The sequence below is a fragment of the Aeromonas bestiarum genome (genome assembly GCF_028751155.1).
Taxonomy (GTDB): domain Bacteria; phylum Pseudomonadota; class Gammaproteobacteria; order Enterobacterales; family Aeromonadaceae; genus Aeromonas; species Aeromonas bestiarum.
In genome coordinates this window covers 3,311,975-3,333,964 of sequence record NZ_CP064746.1, presented here as the reverse complement: position 1 = coordinate 3,333,964, position 21,990 = coordinate 3,311,975, and the positions used below count along the sequence as shown (strand labels likewise).

Sequence of the window (21,990 nt, the reverse complement as noted above, 5' to 3'; positions counted from 1 at the left end):
CTCGTACTGTGAGGCATGTCCATACCGACCAGTACGATGTAAAGCCCGGAAGTCGTACAAACAACAACGCCGCATAAGATATGCGGCGTTGTTGTTTGCGAGATCTGGTGCCGGTAAGAGGTGTCGAACCCCCGACCTTCGCATTACGAATGCGCTGCTCTACCAACTGAGCTATACCGGCGTGGCACTAGATTCCCGAAAACAGCGGGGCAAGTCAATGAGCTGATATCAATTTTATGAGTTAGCTCATGGAGTTACGGGCAATGTCAGAGGTTGGCAAACTCCGGAATATGGGGGCGGCCACGGCTCTCGAGAAAATCGAGCAGGGCGCGGGGAGATCGCGCCAGGATCCTGTCCAGCGGGAAGTTTGCCTCGGTCACCAACCGATGACAGTGCTCGAAATCCCCCAGGCTGAACGCCACGTGGGAGTCGGAGCCGAAGGTGAGATAGGCACCCAGATCGCGCGCCGCTTCGACGATGGCGCGGCAGTTGCTCTCGCTACCCGGGCGGGAATGGCTGAAGGAGGAGTTGTTGAGCTCCAGCGCCACTCGGTATTCGGCGGCGGCCTTGACCACGGCCTGGATGTCGATGGGGAAGGCGGGGTTGCCCGGGTGGCTTATCATGTCGACCCGACCGCTCCTGATAGCGTTGATCATGGCCTGGGTATGGGTAGCCTGATCGCAGGGGGGAAATACAGGTTCGTGGAAGCCGGCCATTATCATGTCGAGTCGCGACTCGTAGCGCTCGGGGAAGTCGATTTCACCGTCGATATTTTTGATATTGGCTTCGATGCCACGCAGTATGCCGACCCCGTCGACCAGCCGTGGCAGCACATGCAGATTGACGAAGTGCCAGAAGTGGGGGGCATCGGCCATGTCGGGGCCGTGATCCGTGGTGGCGAACAGCTTGATCCCCTTCGCCCTGGCGATGGGCAGATAGTCGTGAATGGTGCTGTAAGCGTGGGTGCTGGCGACGGTATGGGTGTGGGTATCGACCGTATACTTCATCTTCTCTCCCCTTCTGGCGTGAGGCGCCAGCATAGCAAAGGCGGCGGGTCGAGACCATGTTGTGGCTTGTCATACTTTGTCACAAATTGCGGGGGCGTTGACAAAGTTTGAACACGCTTGGCCGCCATGATGGATGAATCGATGAAAGCCTGAACTCGCATCGATGGGTTGGATCAGGATGGTGCAACCTCTTTTCCCCGCCGTCGCGCCCTGCGACGGTTTTTTTTGCCCGCGCATCGTCACCAACACCAACAGGGCAAAAAAATGCCCAACTAGCATGGAGCAGGTTGGGCGAGACTTAATGTTTAATTGCAGTGGCATAGATATAGAGTGTTGTTTGTCAGCTAAGTTCCCGCCTTGTTCTCCATTTTTAGCAAAAACATTCCACTAACACCTGTTCACATTCTCTTGACATAAAAGGTTGTGAAACGTACTTTTTAAACATTCGTTTAAGTGAGGTGTCCTGTGAGTAAAATCGATACCAAAAACCGTATTCTCGATGCCGCCGAGGTGTTGTTTGCCGAACGGGGGTTCGCCGATACCTCTTTGCGTCTGATCACCAGCGAGGCCGATGTCAATCTGGCGTCGGTCAACTACCACTTCGGTTCCAAGAAGGAGCTGATCCAGGCAGTGCTCGATCGCTACCTGAGCCTGTTCATGCCCGAGCTGGATGCGCGCCTGAACACCCTGATGGAGCAGGAGCAGCTGACTCTGCTGCAGGTGTTCGAGAGCTTCGTCGATCCCCTGATGAAGCTGGTGGCGGTGCGCACCAATGGCCCCGCCATCTTCATGCAGCTTCTGGGGCGTGGCTACATCGACAGCCAGGGCCACCTGCGCCGCTTCATCACGGCTCACTACGGCCCCATTTTGCTGCGGATCACCCAGGCGATCTCCAAGGCCAATCCGTCTCTGTCACCGGCGGATCTGTTCTGGCGGCTGCACTTCACCCTGGGCACTGTCGTGTTCACCATGGCCTCCGCCGATGCGCTACGCGACATCGCCCTGGCCGACTTTGGCCAGCAGCTCGATGTGGAAGGGCTGGTGCGCAACGTAATTCCTTATCTGGCGTCCGGTGTCGGGGCGCCCGTGGAGTCGACCAGGCTCTCCCTGGCCGTGTAACAACCAACAATAAATCAACGGAAACAGTGAAATAGAAGGAACTTGAGTATGATCACATTGCTTATCCTGCTGGTGCTGGCGATAGCCGTTGTGCTCGGCGTGCCCTCCATCCGCAAAAAGGTGGTAACCCGTCCCGTGTTCGGCATCTTCAAGAAGATACTGCCGCCCCTGTCGGCCACCGAACGGGAGGCCATGGAAGCCGGCTCCGTCTGGTGGGATGGCGAGTTGTTTCGCGGCAACCCCGACTGGAAAAAACTGCACGGCTACGGCAAGGCCGAGCTGACCGCCGAGGAGCAGGCCTTCATCGACAATCAGGTCGAGACCCTGCTCGCCATGGTCGACGACTTCAAGATCGTCAATGAAACCAAAGATCTGCCGGAGCCGGTGTGGGACTATCTGAAGAAGGAAGGCTTCTTCGCCCTGATCATCCCGAAATCTTACGGCGGCCGCGAGTTTTCGGCCATTGCCAACTCCACCATAGTCACCCGCATCGCCACCAAGAGCCTGAGCGTGGCGGTTACCGTCATGGTGCCGAACTCACTTGGCCCGGGCGAGCTGCTGATGCACTACGGCACCCAGGCCCAGAAGGATTTCTGGCTGCCGGGGCTGGCCAATGGCAAGGAAGTGCCTTGTTTCGCCCTGACCGGCCCGGAAGCGGGCTCGGACGCGGGCGCCATCCCGGACAAGGGGATCGTCTGCAAGGGGATGCACAAGGGTGAAGAGGTGCTTGGTATCAGCCTCAACTGGAACAAGCGTTACATCACCCTGGCCCCCCGTGCCACCGTACTGGGTCTGGCGTTCAAGATGTATGACCCGGAAAAACTGCTGGGTGACAAGGAAGAGCTGGGCATCACCTGCGCCCTGATCCCGACCAGCCACCCCGGCGTGCGCGTGGGCGATCGCCACTACCCCATGGGGCTGGCGTTCCTGAACGGTCCGACCTTCGGCAAGGATGTGTTCATTCCGCTGGACTGGATCATAGGTGGCCCGGATTACGCTGGCCGCGGCTGGCGCATGCTGGTGGAGTGCCTCTCCGCCGGTCGCGGTATCTCGCTGCCTGCACTCGGTACCGCCTGTGGTCACATGACGAGCCGTACCGTGAGTGCCTACTCCTATGTGCGCAAGCAGTTCGGCATGTCCATCGGCAAGTTCGAAGGGGTGCAAGAGGCGCTGGCCCGCATCGGCGGCCTGACGTATCAGCTGGAAGGGGCCCGTCGCATGACGGCCGGTTCGCTGGACTTGGGGCAGGCACCGGCTATCGTCACCGCGATTTCCAAGTACCACATGACCGAAATGGCGCGCCAGGTCATGGATGATTCCATGGACATCCATGCCGGCCGAGCCATCCAGCTGGGTCCGAAGAACTACACCGGCTACGCCTACATGGGCATTCCGGTGGCCATCACGGTGGAAGGGGCCAACATACTGACCCGCAACCTGATGATCTTCGGGCAGGGCGCCACTCGCTGCCATCCCTATGTGTTTGCCGAGCTGGAAGCTGCCGCCGACACCGACGTGGAGCGCGGTCTCGAGAAGTTTGACGCCCTGCTGCTGAAGCACATCGCGTTCGGTACCGGCAACTTCTTCGGTTCCCTGTTCCAGGGGCTGACCCTGGGCCAGTTCAACGGCTCCCCGGTGAGCGGCGAGACCGCCCGTTACTACAAGCAGCTGTCACGGATGAGCAAGGGGCTGGCGCTCTGTGCCGACGTCTCCATGCTGATGCTGGGTGGCGATCTCAAGCGCAAGGAGATGATCTCCGCTCGTCTGGGGGATGTGCTGAGCCACCTCTATCTGGCCTCTTCCACCCTCAAGCACTACGAGGATCAGGGCCGCATGGTCTCCGATCTGCCGTTTGTGCAGTATGCGGTGGAGCGCAACCTCTACCTGATCGGCAAGGCGTTCGAGGGCTTCTTCCAGAACTTCCCGAACAAGGTGGCGGGTGCCGTGCTCAAGCGGGTGGTGTTCCCGTTCGGTGTGGGTTACCAGATGCCGGCGGACGATCGCTGCCACGCCATCTGTCTGGCCATGATGACGCCGGGCGAGTTCCGCGACCGTTTGACGGCGCTGTGCTACGTGGGCAAGGATGATGCGGATCCGGTCGGTCTGATGGATCGCGCCTTCCTGGCCATGGTGGCGGTACAGCCCTACGAGAAGAAGCTGGTGCAGGCCCAGAAAGAGGGCAAGCTGCCCCGCAAGATGGCCCTGCCCGAGCTGGTCGCCGCTGCCCTGTCTCAGTCCATCCTGAGCAAGGACGAGGCGGACAAACTGCTGGCCGCCGATGCCCTGCGCTACGAGGCGATCCAGGTGGACAACTTCGCCCCTGGCGAGCTGGAAGGTCTGTCTCAGCCGAACCCTGTGGTGCATGCCGCCTGAGTCTATTGCCATCACTGAACCTGATGAGAAACCGGCCAAGTTGGCCGGTTTTTTTGTTTGTTAACCATGCATTTACAACCTCGATTAATTCCAGTTTAATGCAATGGCCCCCACCCTTGGGGCAGGAAGCAAGGCCAGCGGAATGGCCGACAACAACAAACTCAGGAAGAGTGAATGAACCTCGCCAAAACGGCGATCGAACGCCCCATCTGGGTGGCGGTTTCGATCGTGCTGATTTTTCTGCTGGGCCTGCTCAGCATCCGGGGGCTGCCGATCCAGCTGTTCCCCGACATCGACCGCCCGCACCTCAACATCTCGGTGGACTGGCGCTCGGCCTCGCCCCAGGAGATGGAGTCGGAAATCACAGATCCAATCGAGCAGGAGATGCAGGGGGTGCAGGGGCTCAAGAACCTCACCAGCAACAGCTTCCCCGGCTTCACCGAGATAGATCTGGAGTTTGCCCTCGGCACCGACATGCAGCGGGCCCAGCTCGACGTCATCTCCCGTCTGAACCGGGTCTCCGGCCTGCCGGACAAGATTGGCGGCCCCTACGTCAACAACTACAGCAGCAACGACACCCTCACCTTCTTCTTCATCCAGCAACTGCCCGGCGCCAAGGGGCAGATCGACGATCATCAGGCGCTGATCGAGGCGCGGGTCAAGCCGGAGCTGGAGCGGATCCCCGGAGTATCGACCGTGGAGGTGGAGGGGATCAACGAGCGTCAGATCCAGATCCGCTTCGACCCTTATCGCGCCGCCGAGCTGGGGGTGGAGATCCCCGTGCTCGCCAGCCGGGCCAGCACAGGCTGGGACATCTCCGCCGGCACCCTCGACATAGGTCGCTGGGAGTACAAGCTGCGCTTCGCCGGTCGCTACGATGTGGAGACCCTGGGGGACAAGGTAGTGGACTGGCGCGACGGCCTGCCCATCTACCTGCGCGATGTGGCCGAAGTCAGGCTGGCCCGGGAGGAGAACCCTGTGCTGCGCATCCAGAACGGCAACACCGCCATCGCGGCCCAGATCTTCAAGGAGAGCGGTGCCAACGCACTGGCGGCGCTGGAGGCGATCAAGCTCAAGGTGGGCGAACTCAACCGCGAGGTGCTGGAGCCGGTCGGGCTGCACATGGAGCAGTCGTTCGACGCCTCCCTCTACATCAATCGGGCGGTGGGCATGGTGACGGCCAATCTGGGGCTCGGCGTGCTGCTCTCCTGCGCCATCCTCTGGGTCTTCCTGCGCCAGCTCAAGGCGACCCTGATGATAGCGCTCGCCATTCCCATCAGCATCATGCTCACCTTCTGCCTGCTCAAGGTGATGGGCAGAACCCTCAATGTCATCTCGCTGGCGGGGATCGCGTTTGCGGTCGGCATGGTGCTCGATGCCGCCATAGTGGTGCTGGAGAGTATCTACCGGCGCCATGAGCGCGGGGATCTGAGCAAGGCGGAGGCGGCGCTGGAGGGGACCCGACAGGTGTGGACCGCGCTGGTGGCCTCCACCCTGACCACGGTCGCCATCTTCTTGCCTGTGCTGCTGCTCAACGACGTGGAGGGGCAGCTGTTTGCCGATCTCGCGCTCACCATCGCCTGTGCCGTGACCGTCTCCATGCTGGTGGCGGTCACAGTGCTGCCGGCGGTGGCGGCGCGCTGGATGGGGCGCGAGCGACTGGTCGATCCCTATGACTCGCTGTGGCGGCGTACCACCCGCCATGTGATCCGCGGGACCAGTACGGCCCCTCGCCGCTGGACCGTCATCACCCTGATGATGAGCCTGCCTGCGCTGGCGACCTGGGCTCTGTTGCCCAAGATGGACTACCTGCCGGATGTGAAACGCGATGCGGTGGACGTGTGGATGAACTTCACCCCGGGCTTCAACCTCAAGGCCCAGCGTGAGGAGGTGATCGACACCCTGATCGCCCGCCTCGCCCCCTACATGAAGGGGGAGAAGGAGCCGGCCCTCAAGAACTACTACATATTGCGTTACCCGGGCGGCGCCCAGATCGGGGTGCGGCCCAAGGATGAAACCCAAATCAAGGCACTGGAAAGCCTGTTGATGAAGCAGCTGCTGGTGGGCATCCCCGATACCCAGATATTCGGCGGCCAGGGTTCGCTGTTCGGCGGCTTTGACAGCGAGAACGGCATAGCCCTGCTGTTGCAGGGCGGCTCTTTGCCTGAGCTCTACCAGGCGGCACGGGCCGCCATGGCCATCGTCAAGCAGGACTTGCCGGGGGCTCAGGTCAGGCCGCAGCCGGATCTCGACTTCACCGCCCCCGAGCTGCGGCTGGTGCCGCAAGACAGGCGTCTCGCCGAGGTGGGCTGGGATCGAACCCCCATGCCTGCCATCATCCAGACCTTCGGCGATGGACTGCGGGTCGGCGAGTATTTCGATGGGGAGGACAGGCTCGATATCATGCTGATGGGACAGGCCTCCGCCAACCCGGACGAGCTCAAGGCGGTGCCGCTGGCGACCCCGTCCGGTCGCATAGTGCCGCTCGGTGAACTGCTGCGGGTGGAGCACGACATGGGCCCGGCCAGCATCTTTCGGGCCGACGGCAGGCGCAGCATCAGCCTGCAGATCTCGCCGCCAGAGGGGATGAGCATGGAGCAGGTGCTCGATACCCTGCAGAGCAAGAGCTTTGCCGCCATCCGGCCGCTGCTGCCCGCCGGCGGCGAGCTGAGAGTCTCGGGCAATGCCGACAGCCTGCAGCAGGCGCTGGACAATCTGGGGGCCATCTTCCTGTTTGCGGTGATGATCCTGCTGATCTTGCTGTGGGGCGTGTTTGCCTCCCTCAAGGATGCCGTGCTGGTGCTGCTGACCCTGCCGCTCGCCACCGTCGGCGGAGTGCTGGCGCTGCACCTGAGCGGCCTGCTGGTGCCGTTGCCGATGGATCTCTTGACCATCATAGGTTTCGTCATCCTGCTGGGGCTGGTGGTCAACAACGCCATCCTGCTGGTGCACCAGACCCGCATGGCCGAAAGGGACGGCATGAGTCGCCAGCTGGCGGTGGCCGATGCCCTGCAAAGCCGGATGCGGCCCATCGCCATGACCAGTCTTACCAGCATCTTTGGCATGTTGCCGCTGATGCTGAGCCCGAGCGAGGGCAGCGAAATCTACCGGGGGCTGGCCACCGTCATCGTCGGCGGCATGAGTTGCAGCACCCTGTTTACCCTGATCCTGTTACCCGCCTTCCTGCGCCTGGGGGAGCGTGCCGATGTGCCGCTTGCCCTGCGCCAGCGGGCCTGAGCAAGGAGCTCATCGATGACACACGGTTTTACAAGGATGGTTGTGGGCGCGGCGCTGCTGGCGGGGGGCGTGTTCCCCGTGCTGGCGCAGGGCAAGATGGTGACCCTGGCGGATGTGACCCGGGGGGATGCGGCGGCCAGCATCTGGGTCAGCGGCACCGTGGCGAGCCGTCAGCAGGCGGCCTTGAGTGCCGAGGTAAGCGGGCGGGTGGAGTGGATTGCCGAGTTCGGCAGCCGGGTCAGGGCGGGGGATGAGCTGCTGCGCCTCGACAGCGCTGCGCTGCGGCTCTCGCTGGAGCAGGCCCAGGCCGAGCAGGCGAAGTGGGCCTGCAACCTGCGCTTCGCCCGCGCCGAGTTTGACCGGTTGGCGACGCTGCACCGCCAGAAGAGCACCTCCCAGAGCCAGTATGACAAGGCGCGCTATGAGGTAGAGCAGGCAGAACTGGCCGAGCGGCTGGCGCGGGTGCAGGTGCGCCAGATTGAGGAGCAGCTGCGCCGCAGCCACATCTTCGCGCCGTTCGACGGGGTGGTGAACAACCACTTCATCCAGCCGGGAGAGCATGTGGATGCCGGTGAGCAGGCACTGGAGCTGGTCAATCCGGATCAGCCCGACATACGCCTGCAGGCTCCCATCATCTGGGCCGGTCAGCTGGCGCCCCGGACCCGGCTGCGGGTGGAGGGGGATCAGCTCAGCAGCCACGGGGTTTACTACCAGCGGGCGGCGAGCGCCGATCCCAAGTCGCGTCTCATCGAACTGCGCCTCAAACCCGAGTCGGGCCGCTTCATCATAGGATCGCCGGTGCGGGTGGCGCTGCCGCTGGGTGAGCAGCAGACCATGCTGTTGCCGCGCGATGCGCTGGTGCTCAATACCGAGGGGAGCGTTGTCTATCAGGTGGAGCAGAGCGGCAAGGATCTGAAAGTGAACCGGGTGCCGGTAACAGTGCTGTTTGGCGACAGCCAGCAGGTGGCGGTGAGCGGGGCGCTCAAGCTGGGTGACAGGGTGGTGGTGCGCGGTGCCGGCAGCTTGCGCCATGGTGACAAGGTCGAACTGTTTCGCGGTTGAGGCGGCGATTTCACCATAAAAAACGGCTCCCGCGGGAGCCGTTTCTGTTGCAGCCAGGTGGGCGATTACTCGACCATCATCACCTTGCAGGTGTTGGTACTGCCGACGGTTTCCATCTTGTCGCCGTGGGTCAGCAACACCATGTCGCCGCTTTGCACCAGCCCCTTGGCCTTGAGCACGTCCAGCGCTTCGCGACACACTTCGTAGACCGGCTTGGTCTCGTCGCCGTCGAACAGCACGGGGGTGACGCCGCGGTAGAGGTTGGTCCAGGCCAGGGTCTTGTTGTGCGGTGACATGGCGAAGATCGGCAGGCCGGAGCTGATGCGGGACATCAGCAGCGGTGTGGTGCCGGATTCGGTCAGTGCCACGATTGCCTTGACCCCTTCCAGGTGGTTGGCGGCGTACATGGTCGACATGGCGACCGCCTCTTCCACCGAAGTGAAGGTGTAGCTCATGCGGTGGTTGGAGACGTTCAGGCTCGGGTGCTTCTCGGCGCCCACGCAGACGCTGGCCATGGAGGTCACTGTCTCGATGGGGAACTGGCCGGCGGCGGTCTCGGCGGAGAGCATCACCGCATCGGTACCGTCCAGCACTGCGTTGGCCACGTCCATCACTTCGGCGCGGGTCGGCAGCGGGGCGTTGATCATGGACTCCATCATCTGGGTCGCTGTGATGACCACGCGGTTCAGACGGCGGGAGTGACGGATCAGCTTCTTCTGTACGCCGACCAGCTCGGGATCGCCGATCTCGACGCCGAGATCACCACGGGCCACCATGACGGCATCGGAGCCGAGAATGATGTCTTCCATTGCCTCGTCGGTGGCGACGGTTTCGGCACGCTCGACCTTGGCCACTATCTTGGCGTTGGAGCCGGCCTCGCGGGCCAGTTCGCGGGCGTAGCGCAGGTCATCGCCACAACGGGGGAAGGAGACGGCCAGGTAGTCCACGTTCATCAGGGCGGCTGTCTTGATGTCTTCCTTGTCCTTCTCGGTCAGGGCCGGGGCGGAGAGACCGCCGCCTTTCTTGTTGATGCCCTTGTTGTTGGAGAGGGGGCCCGCCACAGTCACAGTGGTGTGAATGCGGGTGCCTTCGACCTGCTCCACCTTCAGCTGCACGCGACCATCGTCCAGCAGCAGTATATCGCCGGCGATCACGTCATCGGGCAGGCTCTTGTAGTCGATGCCGACCTGTTCCTGACAGCCTTCGCCCTTGCCGAGCGCCGCATCGAGAATGAACTTGTCGCCGATGGCCAGATAGACCTTGCCATCCTTGAAGGTGGAAACGCGGATCTTGGGGCCCTGCAGGTCACCCATGATGGCGACGTGACGGCCCAGCTTGGCGGCGATGTCGCGCACCTGGTTGGCGCGCAGTATGTGGTCTTCAGCGGTGCCGTGGGAGAAGTTCATCCGCACCATGTCGGCGCCGGCACGGATGATCCCCTCGAGGATCCCCTCGCGATCGGTGGCCGGACCGAGTGTGGTTACAATCTTTGTACGTCTTGGCATGAAAGACTCCAGTTTGAAGTTGATATGACTTGAAATACTGCCCCGTCAAGCGCATGGCCCATTGCACCCGCTTGCAAGCCATCTGGGTGGCTTTTGTTACTAAATTACAATACTACACCAAGGAAGGTGGCATAGACAGCCGGGGGCCAGGGCCCCCGCTCGTCAGGAAGAGTGGGGGGTATCAAAGCGGGATTCGCGCAAACCTTCTTTGACTTTCTTCAGGTTTTCGCGAAATTTCATGCCACGGCGCAGGGTAAAACCGGTCGCCAGCACGTCTACCAGGGCCAGCTGGGCGATGCGAGACGCCATCGGCATGTAGACATCTGTGTCTTCCGGCACGTCCATGGAAAGCACCAGGTTGCACTCGCGGGCCAGCGGGGAATCCTTGGCGGTCATGCCGATGACGGTGGCGTCGTTCTCGCGGGCCAGCGCGGCGATCTCCACCAGCGCCTTGGTGCGGCCTGTGTGGGAGATGAGCACCACCACGTCCCCTTCGCTGCTGTTGATGCAGCTCATGCGCATCATGACGATGTCATCGAAGCTCACCACGGGGATGTTGAAGCGGAAGAACTTGTTCTGGGCATCGCGGGCGACGGCGGAGGAGGCGCCCAGACCAAAGAAGCTGATCTTCTTGGACTGGGTCAGAATATCGACGCAACGATTGATGGCGGAGATATCCAGGCTGTTCTTGGCGGCATCCAGACAGGCCATGGTGGATTCGAAGATCTTGGCGGTATAGGTATCGGGCCCGTCGTCCGCTTCCACGTGGCGGTTCACATAAGGGGTGCCGTTGGCCAGGCTCTGGGCCAGATGCAGTTTGAAGTCGGGAAAGCCTTTGGTATCGAGACGGCGGCAGAAACGGTTGACGGTCGGTTCACTGACGTCGGCCATCTTGGCGAGGGTGGCGATACTGGAGTGAATGGCCGTCTGCGGGGAGGCCAGAATGACCTCGGCAACTTTACGCTCTGATTTACTGAAACTTTCCAAATTATTAGTAATTTTATCAAGGGTATTCATCATCACCACCAGGCATTTTTGTAATTTAGCTTCAGTGTCTTTGCACTAAATTCACGGCTAAGCAGGTTTCCAATCAACTTGATGACTATACAAGACAAGCTCTTATCGAAACTAATCTTGGCCCTGCAAAGTATGACTCATGTCTAATTATTTCGTATTTTTGGTTACAAACTTCCACCCATCCCGTGAAAGCGCTTACAAATGTTGCAAAGCAACAACACTGTGAGCGGGCGCACACTTGCATCCATCAAACGCGCAGCGGGGGGAGGGGCTCGGGTAGAATTGTTGCCAAATAATAATTGCGGGACGGTAAGGGCCGCCCCGACCCAAGTAACGAAGGAGTTGTTTTATGCAGCATACCCATGCGCTGGTCGGCGACGTAGGCGGCACCAATGCGCGGCTGGCCCTGTGCGAGCTGGCGACCGGCACCATTTCCCGGGCCAAGACCTATTCCGGGCTGGCCCACCCCAGCCTCGAGGCCGTGGTGCGCCTCTATCTGGATGAGCATCAGGTGCAGGTGAGCCAGGCCTGTATCGCCATCGCCTGCCCCATCAAGGGCGACTGGGTCGCCATGACCAACCACAGCTGGGAGTTCTCCATCGGCGAGATGCAGGCCAATCTGGGCCTGACCCGCTTGCAGGTGATCAACGACTTCACCGCCGTCTCCATGGCGGTGCCCGTACTGGACGCGGCTGACTGCATCCAGCTGGGGGGCGCGGCGCCCGTGGCCGGCAAGCCCATCGCCATCTACGGCGCAGGCACAGGCCTGGGGGTGGCCCACCTGGTGCACACCGGCGAGCAGTGGCTGAGTCTGCCGGGCGAGGGCGGTCACGTGGATTTTGCCGCCAACAGCGAAGAAGAGGATGCTGTGTTGCAGGTGATGCGCGCCGAGCTGGGTCATGTCTCGGCCGAGCGGCTGCTCTCCGGGCCCGGTCTGGTCAACATCTATCGCGGTCTGGTGAAGTCCGATGGCCGCGAGCCAGAAGCCTTTGCACCCAAAGACATCACAGAGCGGGCGCTGGCGGGCGAATGCCTGGATTGCCGTCGCACCCTGAGCCTGTTCTGCGTGCTGATGGGGCGCTTCGCCGGCAACCTGGCGCTCAATCTGGGCACCTTCGGCGGCGTCTACATCGCCGGCGGAATCGTGCCGCGCTTTCAGGAGTTCTTCATCGGCTCGGGCTTTCGGGTGGCGTTCGAAGATAAGGGGCGTTTCAAGTCCTATCTGAAGGATATTCCCGTCTTCCTCATCACCCACGAGGGGCCGGGTCTGCTCGGTGCCGGGGCCTATCTGCGCCAGTCGCTGGGCATCAAGCTGTAAGCCGAAACAGGGGCTGGATGCCAATCATCCCATGGTTCAGCCTTGATTCAGTGACCATGGGATAGAGTAACAACACGTACTCAAGAGGCCAGGGCCCCATAAGGAATTGGGACTTGTCTTCATCCGCTGGGTGCGTTTGTCACCTGACAAGCCTGAACTGTTTCACCGGTCCTTGTGGCCGGTTTTTTTTATCTTCTGATCTCCTCCGGCTTCCCGATTGTCGCTTCCCCTGCGTCATGTGATCTCGCGGGGCTGTGTCGGCTTGGGAAAGGGGACGGGAGAAAGCACGACGCCTGCGGGCAGGCAGGCGTCGTTATTAGTCGGGGCTGAGTCAAACTCAGGGCAGGTCCAGGGTGAAGCGGGCGCCCCCCAGCGGCGATTCATCCACCATGATCTGGCCGCCGTAGCTGTGCACTATTTCGGTGACCACCGCCAGACCTATGCCCTGGCCGGGTGAGCTGTCGGCGCGCACGCCGCGCTGGAAGATCTGCTGCGACTTGTCCGGATCTATGCCCGGGCCATCGTCTTCAATCTCGATCCGCAGGCGGTCGAGACGGCGACTCACAGTCACCTGGATCTCGCTGATGGCGAACTTGAAGGCGTTGTCGAGCAGGTTGCCCATCAGCTCCATCAAGTCCCCCTGCTCGCCGGCGAAGAAGACGTCGTCATCGAACTTGAAGCGGGTCTGCAGCTTCTTGTGGCGATAGACCTTGGCGAGGCTGGCCAGCAGCTTCTCGATGAGGGGCACGGGTTCCGTGCCCTTGCTGGCGAGGCGTTTGCGGCCGGTGACGGCGCGGCGCAGCTGGTACTGGATGATCTGATCCATGGTCAGGATCTGTTCACTGATGTTGTCGTGGATGTCGCGCCCCAGCTTGATCTCCTGCGCCGTCATCTGGATCAGCGCCAGCCGGGTTTTCAGACTGTGGGCCAGATCGTTCAGGGCGTGCTGGTAGCGCTGGGTCTGCTGGCGTTCGTTCTCCAGCAGCTGGTTGACCGACTCGGTCAGCGGCGTCAGTTCCCGCTCGTAGTCATTGGAGAGCGCCTCCCGCTTGCCCGCCCGGATCTCGTCGATCTGGCGCGCCATGGTGCGCAATGAGGTCAGGCTCCAGAAGCTGGTGAGCAGCAGCAGGGCGCCGAGCAGCGAGTAGGCCAGCAGGGCCTGGCGGATGCACTGATAGAGGTAGCTGCGGGTCTGGGCCAGGTAGCGCTTGGCCGAGTCGACCATCACCACGTAATAGGTGGTGGGGCCCTCACCGTGATTGCGCAGAAACCGCAGGCTGTAGATGAAGTAGCTCTCGCCGTTCTTGATGGTGTGGCGTTTGAAGAAGTAGTCCTGATCCAGGCCGCCGAGGTACTTCATCAGATCCTGACAGATGGTGCCCTTGGAGTGGATCACCTCCGGCATGTGCAGGCTGGACCAGCTCAACTGGCCGTCGGCCCGGCAGATCAGGGTATCCAGATTGGGGTCGATGGCATCTGGCGTGATCTTGCCGAGATCCGTGGTGGCATGGAGATCCGGCAGCTTGGAGGAGAACAGCTTGGAGAGGTTCTCCTGCATGCGGGTGCTGGCCTTCTGGGCCTGCTCCTCGGTGTGGCCCAGATAGAGGATGTAGACGGAGAAGGCCATGATGAGCGCTATGACCAGCATGGCGCTCAGCATCAGCTTGATGTGCAGCGAGCGACGGATCAGTCGCATGGGCCGCGGCAGGCGAAGGCGCATCAGTTGCACGAGAGGTTGAAGATGTAACCCTGGCGCCGGATGGTGGAGATGGGCTGGATGCTCCCCTCCGGGTCCAGCTTCTTGCGCAGCCGGCTCACCATCACTTCTATGGTGTTGGGGTCCCCTTCGCCATCGCCGTAGAGCTGGTCCAGCAGTTGCTGCTTGGAGACCACCTGGCGGGCGTTGCGCATCAGGTATTCGAGGATCAGGTATTCGAAGCTGGTGAGCACGGCCGGCTCGCCGCCTATGGTCAGCTCCTTGCGGGAGAGATCCAGCTCATAGTCGCCGGCCTTGACCTTGGGCGAGATGAAGCCGGCGCTGCGGCGCACCAGGGCATTGAGCCGTGCCAGCAGCTCGTCCTTCTGGAACGGTTTGACCAGATAGTCGTCCGCCCCGGCCTCCAGCCCCTCCACCTTGTCCTGCCAGTTGCCACGGGCGGTCAAGACTATGATGGGGAAGGGGATCTGCCGCTCGCGCAGCTGTCGGATGAGTTGCAAACCGTCCATGTCCGGCAGCCCCAAATCAATGATGGCTACGTCTATGGGGTAATCGGCGGCGTAATGCAGGGCCACCTGGGCACTGTCCGTGCTGTGGACCTGATTCTGGGCCTCGGTCAGCAGGGTGGAGAGGTGGTGATTGAGCAGCTTGTCGTCTTCGACCAACAATATTTTCATAAGGTGCGCGATCATGGGGATCCAGGCTGTCAATTAGAGGGTTTATGCCGGGGAGAGTCAATCCGGATCCTAGCAGGAGTGCCTGTATCGGGACTGAATCAGGGCATTCTTTATTCACTGGTTAATCATTAACGGGCGAGGACCTGGGTGCTCAGCCTCTTCCCCCGTCTGCTGGCGCCACAGCCGGGCATAGAGTCCCGGTCGTGCCAGCAGCTCCTCGTGGCTGCCGGACTCCACTATCTGCCCCGCATCCATCACCAGGATGCGATCGGCATGGCGGAGTGTATTGAGGCGGTGGGCGATGCTGATCAGGGTGCGGCCACGGCGAATGGCCGCCATGTTGGCCATGATGGCCGCCTCGGATTCGTAGTCGAGGGCCGAGGTGGCCTCGTCGAGCAGCAGTATCCTGGGGTTGGCCAGCAGGGCGCGGGCCAGGGCGATGCGCTGGCGTTGCCCGCCAGACAGGCGGGCACCCTTCTCGCCCACCTGCTGCCCAAAACCCTGGGGCAGCTCGCGAATAAAGCCGAGCGCGCCGGCCAGCTGCGCCGCCTGCTCCACCTCGGCCTGGCTGGCATCGGGGCGACAGATGCGGATGTTGTCGGCGATCGAGCCACAAAACAGAATGCTCTCCTGCAGCACCACGCTCATGTTGCGGCGCAATGAGACGGGGTCGGCGATGGCGAGATCCATGTTGTCGACCAGCACCTGACCGTGCTGGGGCACGTAGAGCCGTTGCAGCAAGCGGGTAAGGGTGCTCTTGCCACAACCGGAAGGGCCAGTGATGCCGATGAACTGCCCGGGCTCGATGGAGAGGGAGAGATTGGCCAGCACCTCGGGGGCATCCGGCTGGTAGCGAAAGCGGATGTGGCGAAATTCGATGGCCCCCTCGAGAGCGGGGACGGAGGCGAGCCCGCCATTGCCGTGCTCCGGCGCCTCGTCGAGTATGTCCCCCACCCGGCGCAGGGCGATCAGGGTGTGCTGGAAGTCCTGCCACACCTGGGCCAGCCGCAGCACCGGCTGGGTGACGTGGCCCGCCAGCATGTTGAAGGCCACCAGCTCGCCCGGACTCAGCCTGCCGTTCAGCACCTCGCCGACCCCGAGCCAGAGCAGCAGGGCGGCGGTGAGCTTTTGCACCAGATCTATGCCCTGACCCGCGGCAAGTCCCACCTTTCTTGCCTGAAATCCCCGCCGCAACTGGCGCGCCAGCAGACGCTGCCACTCCTGATAAAAGCGTGGCTCCGTGGCCGTGGTCTTGATGGTTTCGATGCCGGTGACCGCCTCGGTCAGGAAGCTGGTGGCATCGGCATCCGCCTGATACTCGGCCTCGACCCGCTTGCGCACCAGGGGGCCAATCAGCAGCCACAGCAGAAAATAGATGAGCAAGGAGCCCAGCACGCAGCCGGTCAGCACGGGGGCATAATGGAACATGACGCCGACAAACAGCAGGATGAACACCAGGTCCAGCACCAGCATCAGGGTGGAGCCGGTGAGGAACTGGCGGATCTGGGCCATCTCCTTGACCCGGGCTATGATCTGGCCGGTCTGGCGCGCCTTGAAATAGTCGATGGGAAGGCCGACCAGATGGCGATAGAGCTTGCCGGACAGCTCGGCGTTGACCTGGTTGGCCAGATGGCCGAACACCTGACCGCGCAGAAAGCTGTAGAGCGGCTCAGCGCAGGCCAGTGCCACCATGGCCAGGGCCAGCACCTGCAGACTGCCGAGGCTGCGTCCCACCAGCACCTTGTCGATGATGTTCTCAAACAGCAGCGGGCTGGCGAGGGCTATGAGCTGCAACACAATGGCGAAGCAGAAGACGTCTCGAACCTGCTTCTGCTGGCGCAGTACCGCCGGGCTGAACCAGCCCAGCCCGAACTTGACCTCGGCCGGGGTGAGATCCTGCTGGGCCAGCAACAGATAGTGCCACTGCGCCGCCTGCGTGGGGCCCGGCAGCGGCTGCAGGCTGCTGGTGCCAGTCGCCGGATCAAACAGCTGCCAGCCCTCAGGCTCGATGGCGGTGATGGTGTACCAGCGCCCCTCCCGCTTGAGCAGGGCCGGCAGTGGCAGCGCCGCCAGCGGGCAGCCCGGCCCCTGTGACAGGGCGCTGCGCAGGCCGAGCCGGGCGGCGGCCTCGCGCACCGTCAGATCGTCCGGCGCCAGATCGCAACCCATGGCGTGGGCCAGTTGCCCGGCATCTGCGGCCATCATCAGCTGATGGGCCGCGTGGGCGAGAGCGGCGAGGGCGCCATTGGCGATGGGGGCGGGCTCGTTCACGGGGGCCTCCAAGGCTGGCAAAGCGTGTGTCATTGTCATCGCTCCCGCAGTGCCTCGGCCTGGTATTCCCGGATCGGGCTCAGCAGGTAGTCGATCACCCGGCGCCTATCCGTCTTGACCTCGGCCACCACCGACATGCCCGGGGTGAGCCGCACCGGCTGATTGTCTATCTGCATCTCGCCCCGGCTCAGCTTGACCCTGGCGGGAAAGACCAGCCCCAGTTGCTCATCCGTGGTGGCATCGCGCGACACGCTGACCAGCTCGCCGTCTATGGTGCCGTAACGGGTATAAGGAAAGGCATCCACCTTGATGCTGACTGTCTGCCCTTCGTGCACGAAGCCTATGTCCTTGTTGAGGATCTTCACCTCGGCGTACTGGACTCCCTCGTTGGGCACTATGACCAGCAACTGCTGGGCCGGCTGCACCACGGCGCCCTGGGTGTGGATGGCCAGCTGCTGCACTGTGCCCGCCACCGGGGCGCGAATGACTTCCAGGTGCTCCCGCTCGCTCAGCTTGGCGAGCTCCTGCTCGATGGCGGTCAGCTGCAGCTGGGCCTGCTGGCGTTTCTCTATCCACTCCCGCTGTTTCTGTGCCTTGAAGCCGGCCAGCCGCTCCTGCAGGCTCTGCTGCTGGGATTGCAGCACCTCGAGCTCGGCTCTCTGCTGGGCGAGCTGGCGCTGGGTTTCCAGCAGCTCTTTCTCCTGCTCCAGATACTCGACCCGCGAGATGGCCTGGGACCGGCTCAGGGTCTGGCGCGCCTGCAGGCGCGGCCGGATGTTGGCCAGCAGGGTAGTGAGGGAGGCCATGTCTCCCCGTCTGGCGGCCTGATTGGCCTGATTGACCCCAAGCTCGGCCTGCAGGTTGTTGAGGGTGCTCCGGTACTCGTGCAGCTCGCTCTGGTGGTTCTCCGCCAGCGCCTGCTGCTGCGCCGGGGTGAGCCTGGCGTAGTCGGGGTGCTGGCTGACGGTTTCGTTGCCATAGAGTGCCTGATAGCGGATCAGGGTCTGGTACTGGAACGCCTGTTGCTCGCGCAACCGGCTCAGATCCTGGCTCACCCCCAGGGTGTTGAGGGTCAGCAGCGGCGCGTTGGCGGCGACCGCCTGGCCATCTTCCACGTGAATGCCGATCACCCTGGCCTGCTCGTAGGACTGGATCATCTGGCTGCGGCCAAAGACCAGCAGGCGCCCGCTGGCGGTGGCCTGGATGTCGAGCTGGCCCCAGCAGGCCCAGAGCAGGGTGAGCAGCACGCCGGCGCTCAGGGTGAGCGCCGTGATGCGGGCAAAGGGGGAGGGGGGCGTCTCGGCCAGCGCCAGATGGGCGGGCAGGAAGCCGTAGTGGGCCTCCTGCTGCCGGGCTGGACCGGGTTGGCGCCAGCGGCTCAGCCAGGTGCGCAGATTCATGGGGTCTCCTCGTGCAAGTCCTGTTGCAGTTGCCACAGGCGGGCGTAGTGCTGCCCCAGTGCCAGCAGGCTGGCGTGGTCGCCCTGCTCCACTATCTTGCCGCGCTGCAGGACTATGATGCGGTCGCAGTGGCGCACTGTGGAGAGGCGGTGGGCTATGGTGATGACGGTGCGGCCGCTGGCGATCTGGCGCATGTTGTGCTGGATCAGCGCCTGGGATCCGTCATCCAGGGCGCTGGTGGCCTCGTCGAAGATGAGGATCCTGGGGTCGGCCAGCAGGGTGCGGGCGATGGCCAGCCGTTGGCGCTGACCGCCGGAGAGCGAACTGCCCCCTTCCGCCAGCACTGTGTCGTAGCCAAGGGGTAGTCGCAAAATGAACTCATGGGCGCCGGCCAGGGTGGCGGCCCGTATGATCTCGTCCAGGCTGGCGTGGGGCACCGACTGGGCCAGGTTGTCGCGCACCGACTTGTTGAACAGGTGGTTCTCCTGCAACACCACCCCCATCTGCTGGCGCAGGTGGTGGAGCGGGATCTGCTGGATGGGCTGGCCATCGATGAGGATCTGCCCCTGCTCCGGCTGATAGAGCCGCAGCAGCAGACGGGCCAGGGTGCTCTTGCCCGAGCCCGAGCCTCCGACAATCCCCAGCGTCTCGCCGGGCGCCAGGGCGAGGGAGAGATCGTCGATGATGAGGGGGGCATCCGCTTGATAGCGAAAATGCACCCGCTCGAGCACTATGGCGCCGGCGTGGATGCGGCCATCCCCATCGCGCTGATGTTCCGGGGGGAGGTTGAGCATGTCGCCGAGTTTGTCTACCGCGATCCGGGTCTGGATGAACTGGCCCCACAACTCGACCAGGCGCGACAGGGGTTGAGCCACGTGACTGGCCATCATGTTGAAGGCGATGAGCTGGCCTATGGTGAGCTGCAGCGCGATCACCTCGCTGGCACCGAGCCAGAGCACGACGACCGTCACCAGTTTTTGCAGCCACATGACCCCGTGCTGGGAGGCATTGTTGAGTTGCTGCACCCGGTAGCCCGCTTCCACCATCTGGCGGGTCTGCTCATCCCAGCGCCGCACGAAACGCGGTTCCAGCGCCAGGCTCTTGAGGGTCTCGGCCCCGGCGACCGTCTCGTTCAGGAAAGCGGTATTGGTGGCGGCATGGCCGAACTGCTGCTCGACCGCCTGCTGCATGCGTGGCGTGATCCACCAGGCGATCAGCACATAGGCGGGAATGGAGAGCAGGATCACCAGGGTCAGCATGCCGGAGAGGCTGGCCATGACGGCCAGGAAGACAAACATGAACAGCACGTCCACCGTCAGGGTGAACAGGGTGCCTGTCAGGAACTCGCGTATGGTGTTGAGCTCCTGCACCCGGGTCACGATGGCGCCCACCTGGCGACTCTTGAAATAGAGCAGGGGCAGGGCGAACAGGTGCTGCACCATGCGCAGACCGAGCTGGATATCGATCCGGTTGGCGGTGTGGGCATATTGGTATTCCCGCAGCCCGCGCAGGCAGACCTCCACCAGGGCCGTGATCAGCAGCCCGAACACCAGCACATCCAGGGTTGCCCAGGCCTGATGCACCAGCACCTTGTCCATCACCACCTGAAAGAAGAGCGGGGAGATGAGCGCCAGGATCTGCAACACCAGCGAGAACAGCAATATCTCGCCGAGCAGGCGTTTTTGCTGCAGGAAGGCGGGGATGAACCAGCGGATGTCGAAGCGACTCTGCCGTTTGCCGACCTCGAGCAGGCGGCCCCCCCAGCGTGCCAGCAGCTCGTCTTGTGTTATGACCTGCGGCTTGCCCACGGCCGGATCCAGGATCAGCGCCTGTTCACCCTGGCGCTGGGCCAGCACGAACGCCTCGCCAGAGGGGCTCAGCAGTACCACCGGCAGGGTCAGTTTATCGAGTTTGCGAGGGGGGATATGACGCTGACGAATGCGGGTTCCTGTCTGTTGTTGCAGCGTATCGACAATATTGTCAAAGGTGTCGTCTGGCGTGGGTGCTATATCTTGAGAGGGGCAACCCTGCATCCCGATAATAATATTGAGACACGCTAAAACAGACTCTTCACTCGCCGTCATAATATATCCGTTTGCCGCTGTGACACCCCTCCTGTTTATATGGGGCAAGGTGGCCTGTTGCAGGCAGGGCGCGCATACTAACGAGCCATTATTTCACTGTCAAATATTATCTTGATTGATAGCTTGCATAATAAAATGGCCGTGATGGCCCAGTTAATAACGCATTGCATAATGCCGCGGCATTAACCTTAATGATTGAGTTGATATTTATATTGACGTATTTACTCTATTTTTAGGTCATTGTTTAATTGAATCGGATAATAATTTCAAATATGGTAAATATAGTGAAAAGCAAAATGTTGCTCCCGTGTTATTTTACTTGGGAAATTCCTTTTCTTTTTTGTTTGTCTTTATATTTATTGATAATGGAATTTATATGACAGAGCAGTTTGTACAGACAGTATCCAGCGTCAACTATAACAAGGGGATCTTCTCGCTCTATTTCGTCGGACAGGATCCGCTGAAGATGGCGCAAGGGGTCATGGCAGAAAGCGACAACGAGCTGGCGCTGAAGCAGACGGTCCACATGCCTGCCGCTGGCTTTATGTACATGGTTTCAATGATAAAAAATATGCTTGAAGATCCGCGCATGGCTGCCGAGTTTGACAAGTTGATCGCCGCAGGCCTGATCCCGGCCGCCCCTTCTGACGAGCAGCAAGCCGCACCGGCTGCCACAGCACAGGCCGCGCCGCGCAAGAAAAAATAATGTTCCGGTTGGGGATCCAATGAGCTTGGTATTGCAATCAACGGAACCGAACTGGCAACAAAATCAACATATGCTGGGGGGAGTCATGCTGCTGAGTCAGCACTCCTCCCTGCACCGGCGTTATTCCGTCGCCGAGTGGCAGCAGCGAATATTGCCTGCCTTCGAATTGAACCAGTTCAGCTATTATGAAGACTCACACGGGCGCCCGGTTGCATTTTGCAACTGGGCGTTTGTCTCTTTATCCATTCGTGACACCTTGCTGGCCGCCGAGCGGGAGCTGATCCGTGAGGATTGGCAATCCGGCGACCATATTTTTATTCCGGAGATGATAGCGCCATACGGACATGCCCGCGCCGTGGTGAGCGATCTGCGTCGCCGGATATTTCTGCCATGGAAAGGGCAGCGGGTCTGTACCGTGCGCGGTTATGTTCATGCCGAACTTGGCCATTGTGTGCGCAGGGTGCAGTGGTTTTCCATTTAATCATAATGAGTTAATA

15 protein-coding genes and 1 tRNA gene are annotated in these 21,990 nt (G+C 61.8%); 7 read left to right on the top strand and 9 right to left on the bottom strand.

What is annotated here, in order from left to right; genetic code table 11:
* Positions 1-105: 105 nt before the first annotated feature.
* A tRNA-Thr gene (locus tag IU367_RS15355) sits at positions 106-181 on the bottom strand.
* 85 nt (positions 182-266) lie between these two features.
* On the bottom strand, positions 267-1,007 hold the full coding sequence (locus tag IU367_RS15350; protein ID WP_274452364.1) for a phosphatase: 741 nt from the start codon (positions 1,005-1,007) through the stop codon (positions 267-269).
* Positions 1,008-1,472: 465 nt separating this feature from the next.
* Between IU367_RS15350 and psrA the strand changes: the two genes are divergently transcribed.
* The 4 genes from psrA (at position 1,473) to IU367_RS15330 (ending at position 8,798) form a co-directional block, all read left to right on the top strand.
* The gene (gene psrA, locus IU367_RS15345) at positions 1,473-2,126 is read left to right on the top strand and encodes a TetR family transcriptional repressor PsrA (protein WP_043134650.1); all 654 of its coding nucleotides are present in this window, start codon (positions 1,473-1,475) and stop codon (positions 2,124-2,126) included.
* A gap of 48 nt (positions 2,127-2,174) precedes the next feature.
* Positions 2,175-4,499 (top strand): acyl-CoA dehydrogenase, encoded by a 2,325-nt coding sequence (locus IU367_RS15340; RefSeq protein WP_274452363.1) that lies wholly within the window; start codon positions 2,175-2,177, stop codon positions 4,497-4,499.
* Positions 4,500-4,673: 174 nt separating this feature from the next.
* Complete coding sequence (locus IU367_RS15335; RefSeq protein WP_274452362.1) at positions 4,674-7,736, top strand: efflux RND transporter permease subunit; 3,063 nt, start codon at positions 4,674-4,676, stop codon at positions 7,734-7,736.
* A gap of 15 nt (positions 7,737-7,751) precedes the next feature.
* A complete protein-coding gene (locus tag IU367_RS15330) occupies positions 7,752-8,798 on the top strand; it encodes an efflux RND transporter periplasmic adaptor subunit (RefSeq protein WP_274452361.1) in 1,047 nt (348 codons plus the stop codon).
* Between the two features lie 65 nt (positions 8,799-8,863).
* Here the strand turns inward: IU367_RS15330 and pyk are convergent, their stop codons facing one another.
* Positions 8,864-10,303 carry a pyruvate kinase gene (pyk, locus tag IU367_RS15325; protein ID WP_043134654.1) on the bottom strand — a complete coding sequence of 480 codons (1,440 nt, stop codon included), beginning with the start codon at positions 10,301-10,303 and terminating at the stop codon, positions 8,864-8,866.
* Positions 10,304-10,465: 162 nt separating this feature from the next.
* The gene (locus IU367_RS15320; RefSeq protein WP_165576240.1) at positions 10,466-11,320 is read right to left on the bottom strand and encodes a MurR/RpiR family transcriptional regulator; all 855 of its coding nucleotides are present in this window, start codon (positions 11,318-11,320) and stop codon (positions 10,466-10,468) included.
* Positions 11,321-11,669: 349 nt separating this feature from the next.
* On the opposite strand from IU367_RS15320, the gene glk reads away from it, so the two are divergent.
* On the top strand, positions 11,670-12,638 hold the full coding sequence (gene glk / locus IU367_RS15315; protein WP_103471271.1) for a glucokinase: 969 nt from the start codon (positions 11,670-11,672) through the stop codon (positions 12,636-12,638).
* A 337-nt stretch (positions 12,639-12,975) separates the two neighbouring features.
* On the opposite strand, the gene IU367_RS15310 is transcribed toward glk, so the two are convergent.
* From IU367_RS15310 to IU367_RS15290, 5 genes are all read right to left on the bottom strand, one after another.
* On the bottom strand, positions 12,976-14,358 hold the full coding sequence (locus IU367_RS15310; protein ID WP_274452359.1) for an ATP-binding protein: 1,383 nt from the start codon (positions 14,356-14,358) through the stop codon (positions 12,976-12,978).
* Positions 14,358-15,032 (bottom strand): response regulator, encoded by a 675-nt coding sequence (locus IU367_RS15305; protein ID WP_043134657.1) that lies wholly within the window; start codon positions 15,030-15,032, stop codon positions 14,358-14,360. Before IU367_RS15305 ends, IU367_RS15310 begins: the two co-directional genes overlap by 1 nt.
* 114 nt (positions 15,033-15,146) lie before the next feature.
* Positions 15,147-17,303 (bottom strand): type I secretion system permease/ATPase, encoded by a 2,157-nt coding sequence (locus tag IU367_RS15300; RefSeq protein ID WP_274452358.1) that lies wholly within the window; start codon positions 17,301-17,303, stop codon positions 15,147-15,149.
* A 35-nt stretch (positions 17,304-17,338) separates the two neighbouring features.
* Complete coding sequence (locus IU367_RS15295) at positions 17,339-18,703, bottom strand: HlyD family type I secretion periplasmic adaptor subunit (protein WP_274452357.1); 1,365 nt, start codon at positions 18,701-18,703, stop codon at positions 17,339-17,341.
* Positions 18,700-20,736, bottom strand: a complete 2,037-nt coding sequence (locus tag IU367_RS15290; protein WP_274452356.1) for a peptidase domain-containing ABC transporter — start codon at positions 20,734-20,736, stop codon at positions 18,700-18,702. Before IU367_RS15290 ends, IU367_RS15295 begins: the two co-directional genes overlap by 4 nt.
* A gap of 358 nt (positions 20,737-21,094) precedes the next feature.
* Between IU367_RS15290 and rtxH the strand changes: the two genes are divergently transcribed.
* Positions 21,095-21,493 (top strand): protein RtxH, encoded by a 399-nt coding sequence (gene rtxH, locus IU367_RS15285; RefSeq protein WP_449197744.1) that lies wholly within the window; start codon positions 21,095-21,097, stop codon positions 21,491-21,493.
* Between the two features lie 19 nt (positions 21,494-21,512).
* Complete coding sequence (gene rtxC, locus IU367_RS15280; protein WP_274452355.1) at positions 21,513-21,974, top strand: RTX toxin-activating lysine-acyltransferase RtxC; 462 nt, start codon at positions 21,513-21,515, stop codon at positions 21,972-21,974.
* Positions 21,975-21,990: the final 16 nt, after the last annotated feature.

Excerpts from the sequence above, each read along its gene's own strand:
- IU367_RS15350 (WP_274452364.1), bottom strand. The coding sequence starts at position 1,007 with ATGAAGTATACGGTCGATACCCACACCCATACCGTCGCCAGCACCCAC.
- IU367_RS15340 (WP_274452363.1), top strand. The coding sequence starts at position 2,175 with ATGATCACATTGCTTATCCTGCTGGTGCTGGCGATAGCCGTTGTGCTC.
- IU367_RS15335 (WP_274452362.1), top strand. The coding sequence starts at position 4,674 with ATGAACCTCGCCAAAACGGCGATCGAACGCCCCATCTGGGTGGCGGTT.
- IU367_RS15330 (WP_274452361.1), top strand. The coding sequence starts at position 7,752 with ATGACACACGGTTTTACAAGGATGGTTGTGGGCGCGGCGCTGCTGGCG.
- pyk (WP_043134654.1), bottom strand. The coding sequence starts at position 10,303 with ATGCCAAGACGTACAAAGATTGTAACCACACTCGGTCCGGCCACCGAT.
- IU367_RS15320 (WP_165576240.1), bottom strand. The coding sequence starts at position 11,320 with ATGAATACCCTTGATAAAATTACTAATAATTTGGAAAGTTTCAGTAAA.
- glk (WP_103471271.1), top strand. The coding sequence starts at position 11,670 with ATGCAGCATACCCATGCGCTGGTCGGCGACGTAGGCGGCACCAATGCG.
- IU367_RS15310 (WP_274452359.1), bottom strand. The coding sequence starts at position 14,358 with ATGCGCCTTCGCCTGCCGCGGCCCATGCGACTGATCCGTCGCTCGCTG.
- IU367_RS15305 (WP_043134657.1), bottom strand. The coding sequence starts at position 15,032 with ATGAAAATATTGTTGGTCGAAGACGACAAGCTGCTCAATCACCACCTC.
- IU367_RS15295 (WP_274452357.1), bottom strand. The coding sequence starts at position 18,703 with ATGAATCTGCGCACCTGGCTGAGCCGCTGGCGCCAACCCGGTCCAGCC.
- IU367_RS15290 (WP_274452356.1), bottom strand. The coding sequence starts at position 20,736 with ATGCAGGGTTGCCCCTCTCAAGATATAGCACCCACGCCAGACGACACC.
- rtxC (WP_274452355.1), top strand. The coding sequence starts at position 21,513 with ATGAGCTTGGTATTGCAATCAACGGAACCGAACTGGCAACAAAATCAA.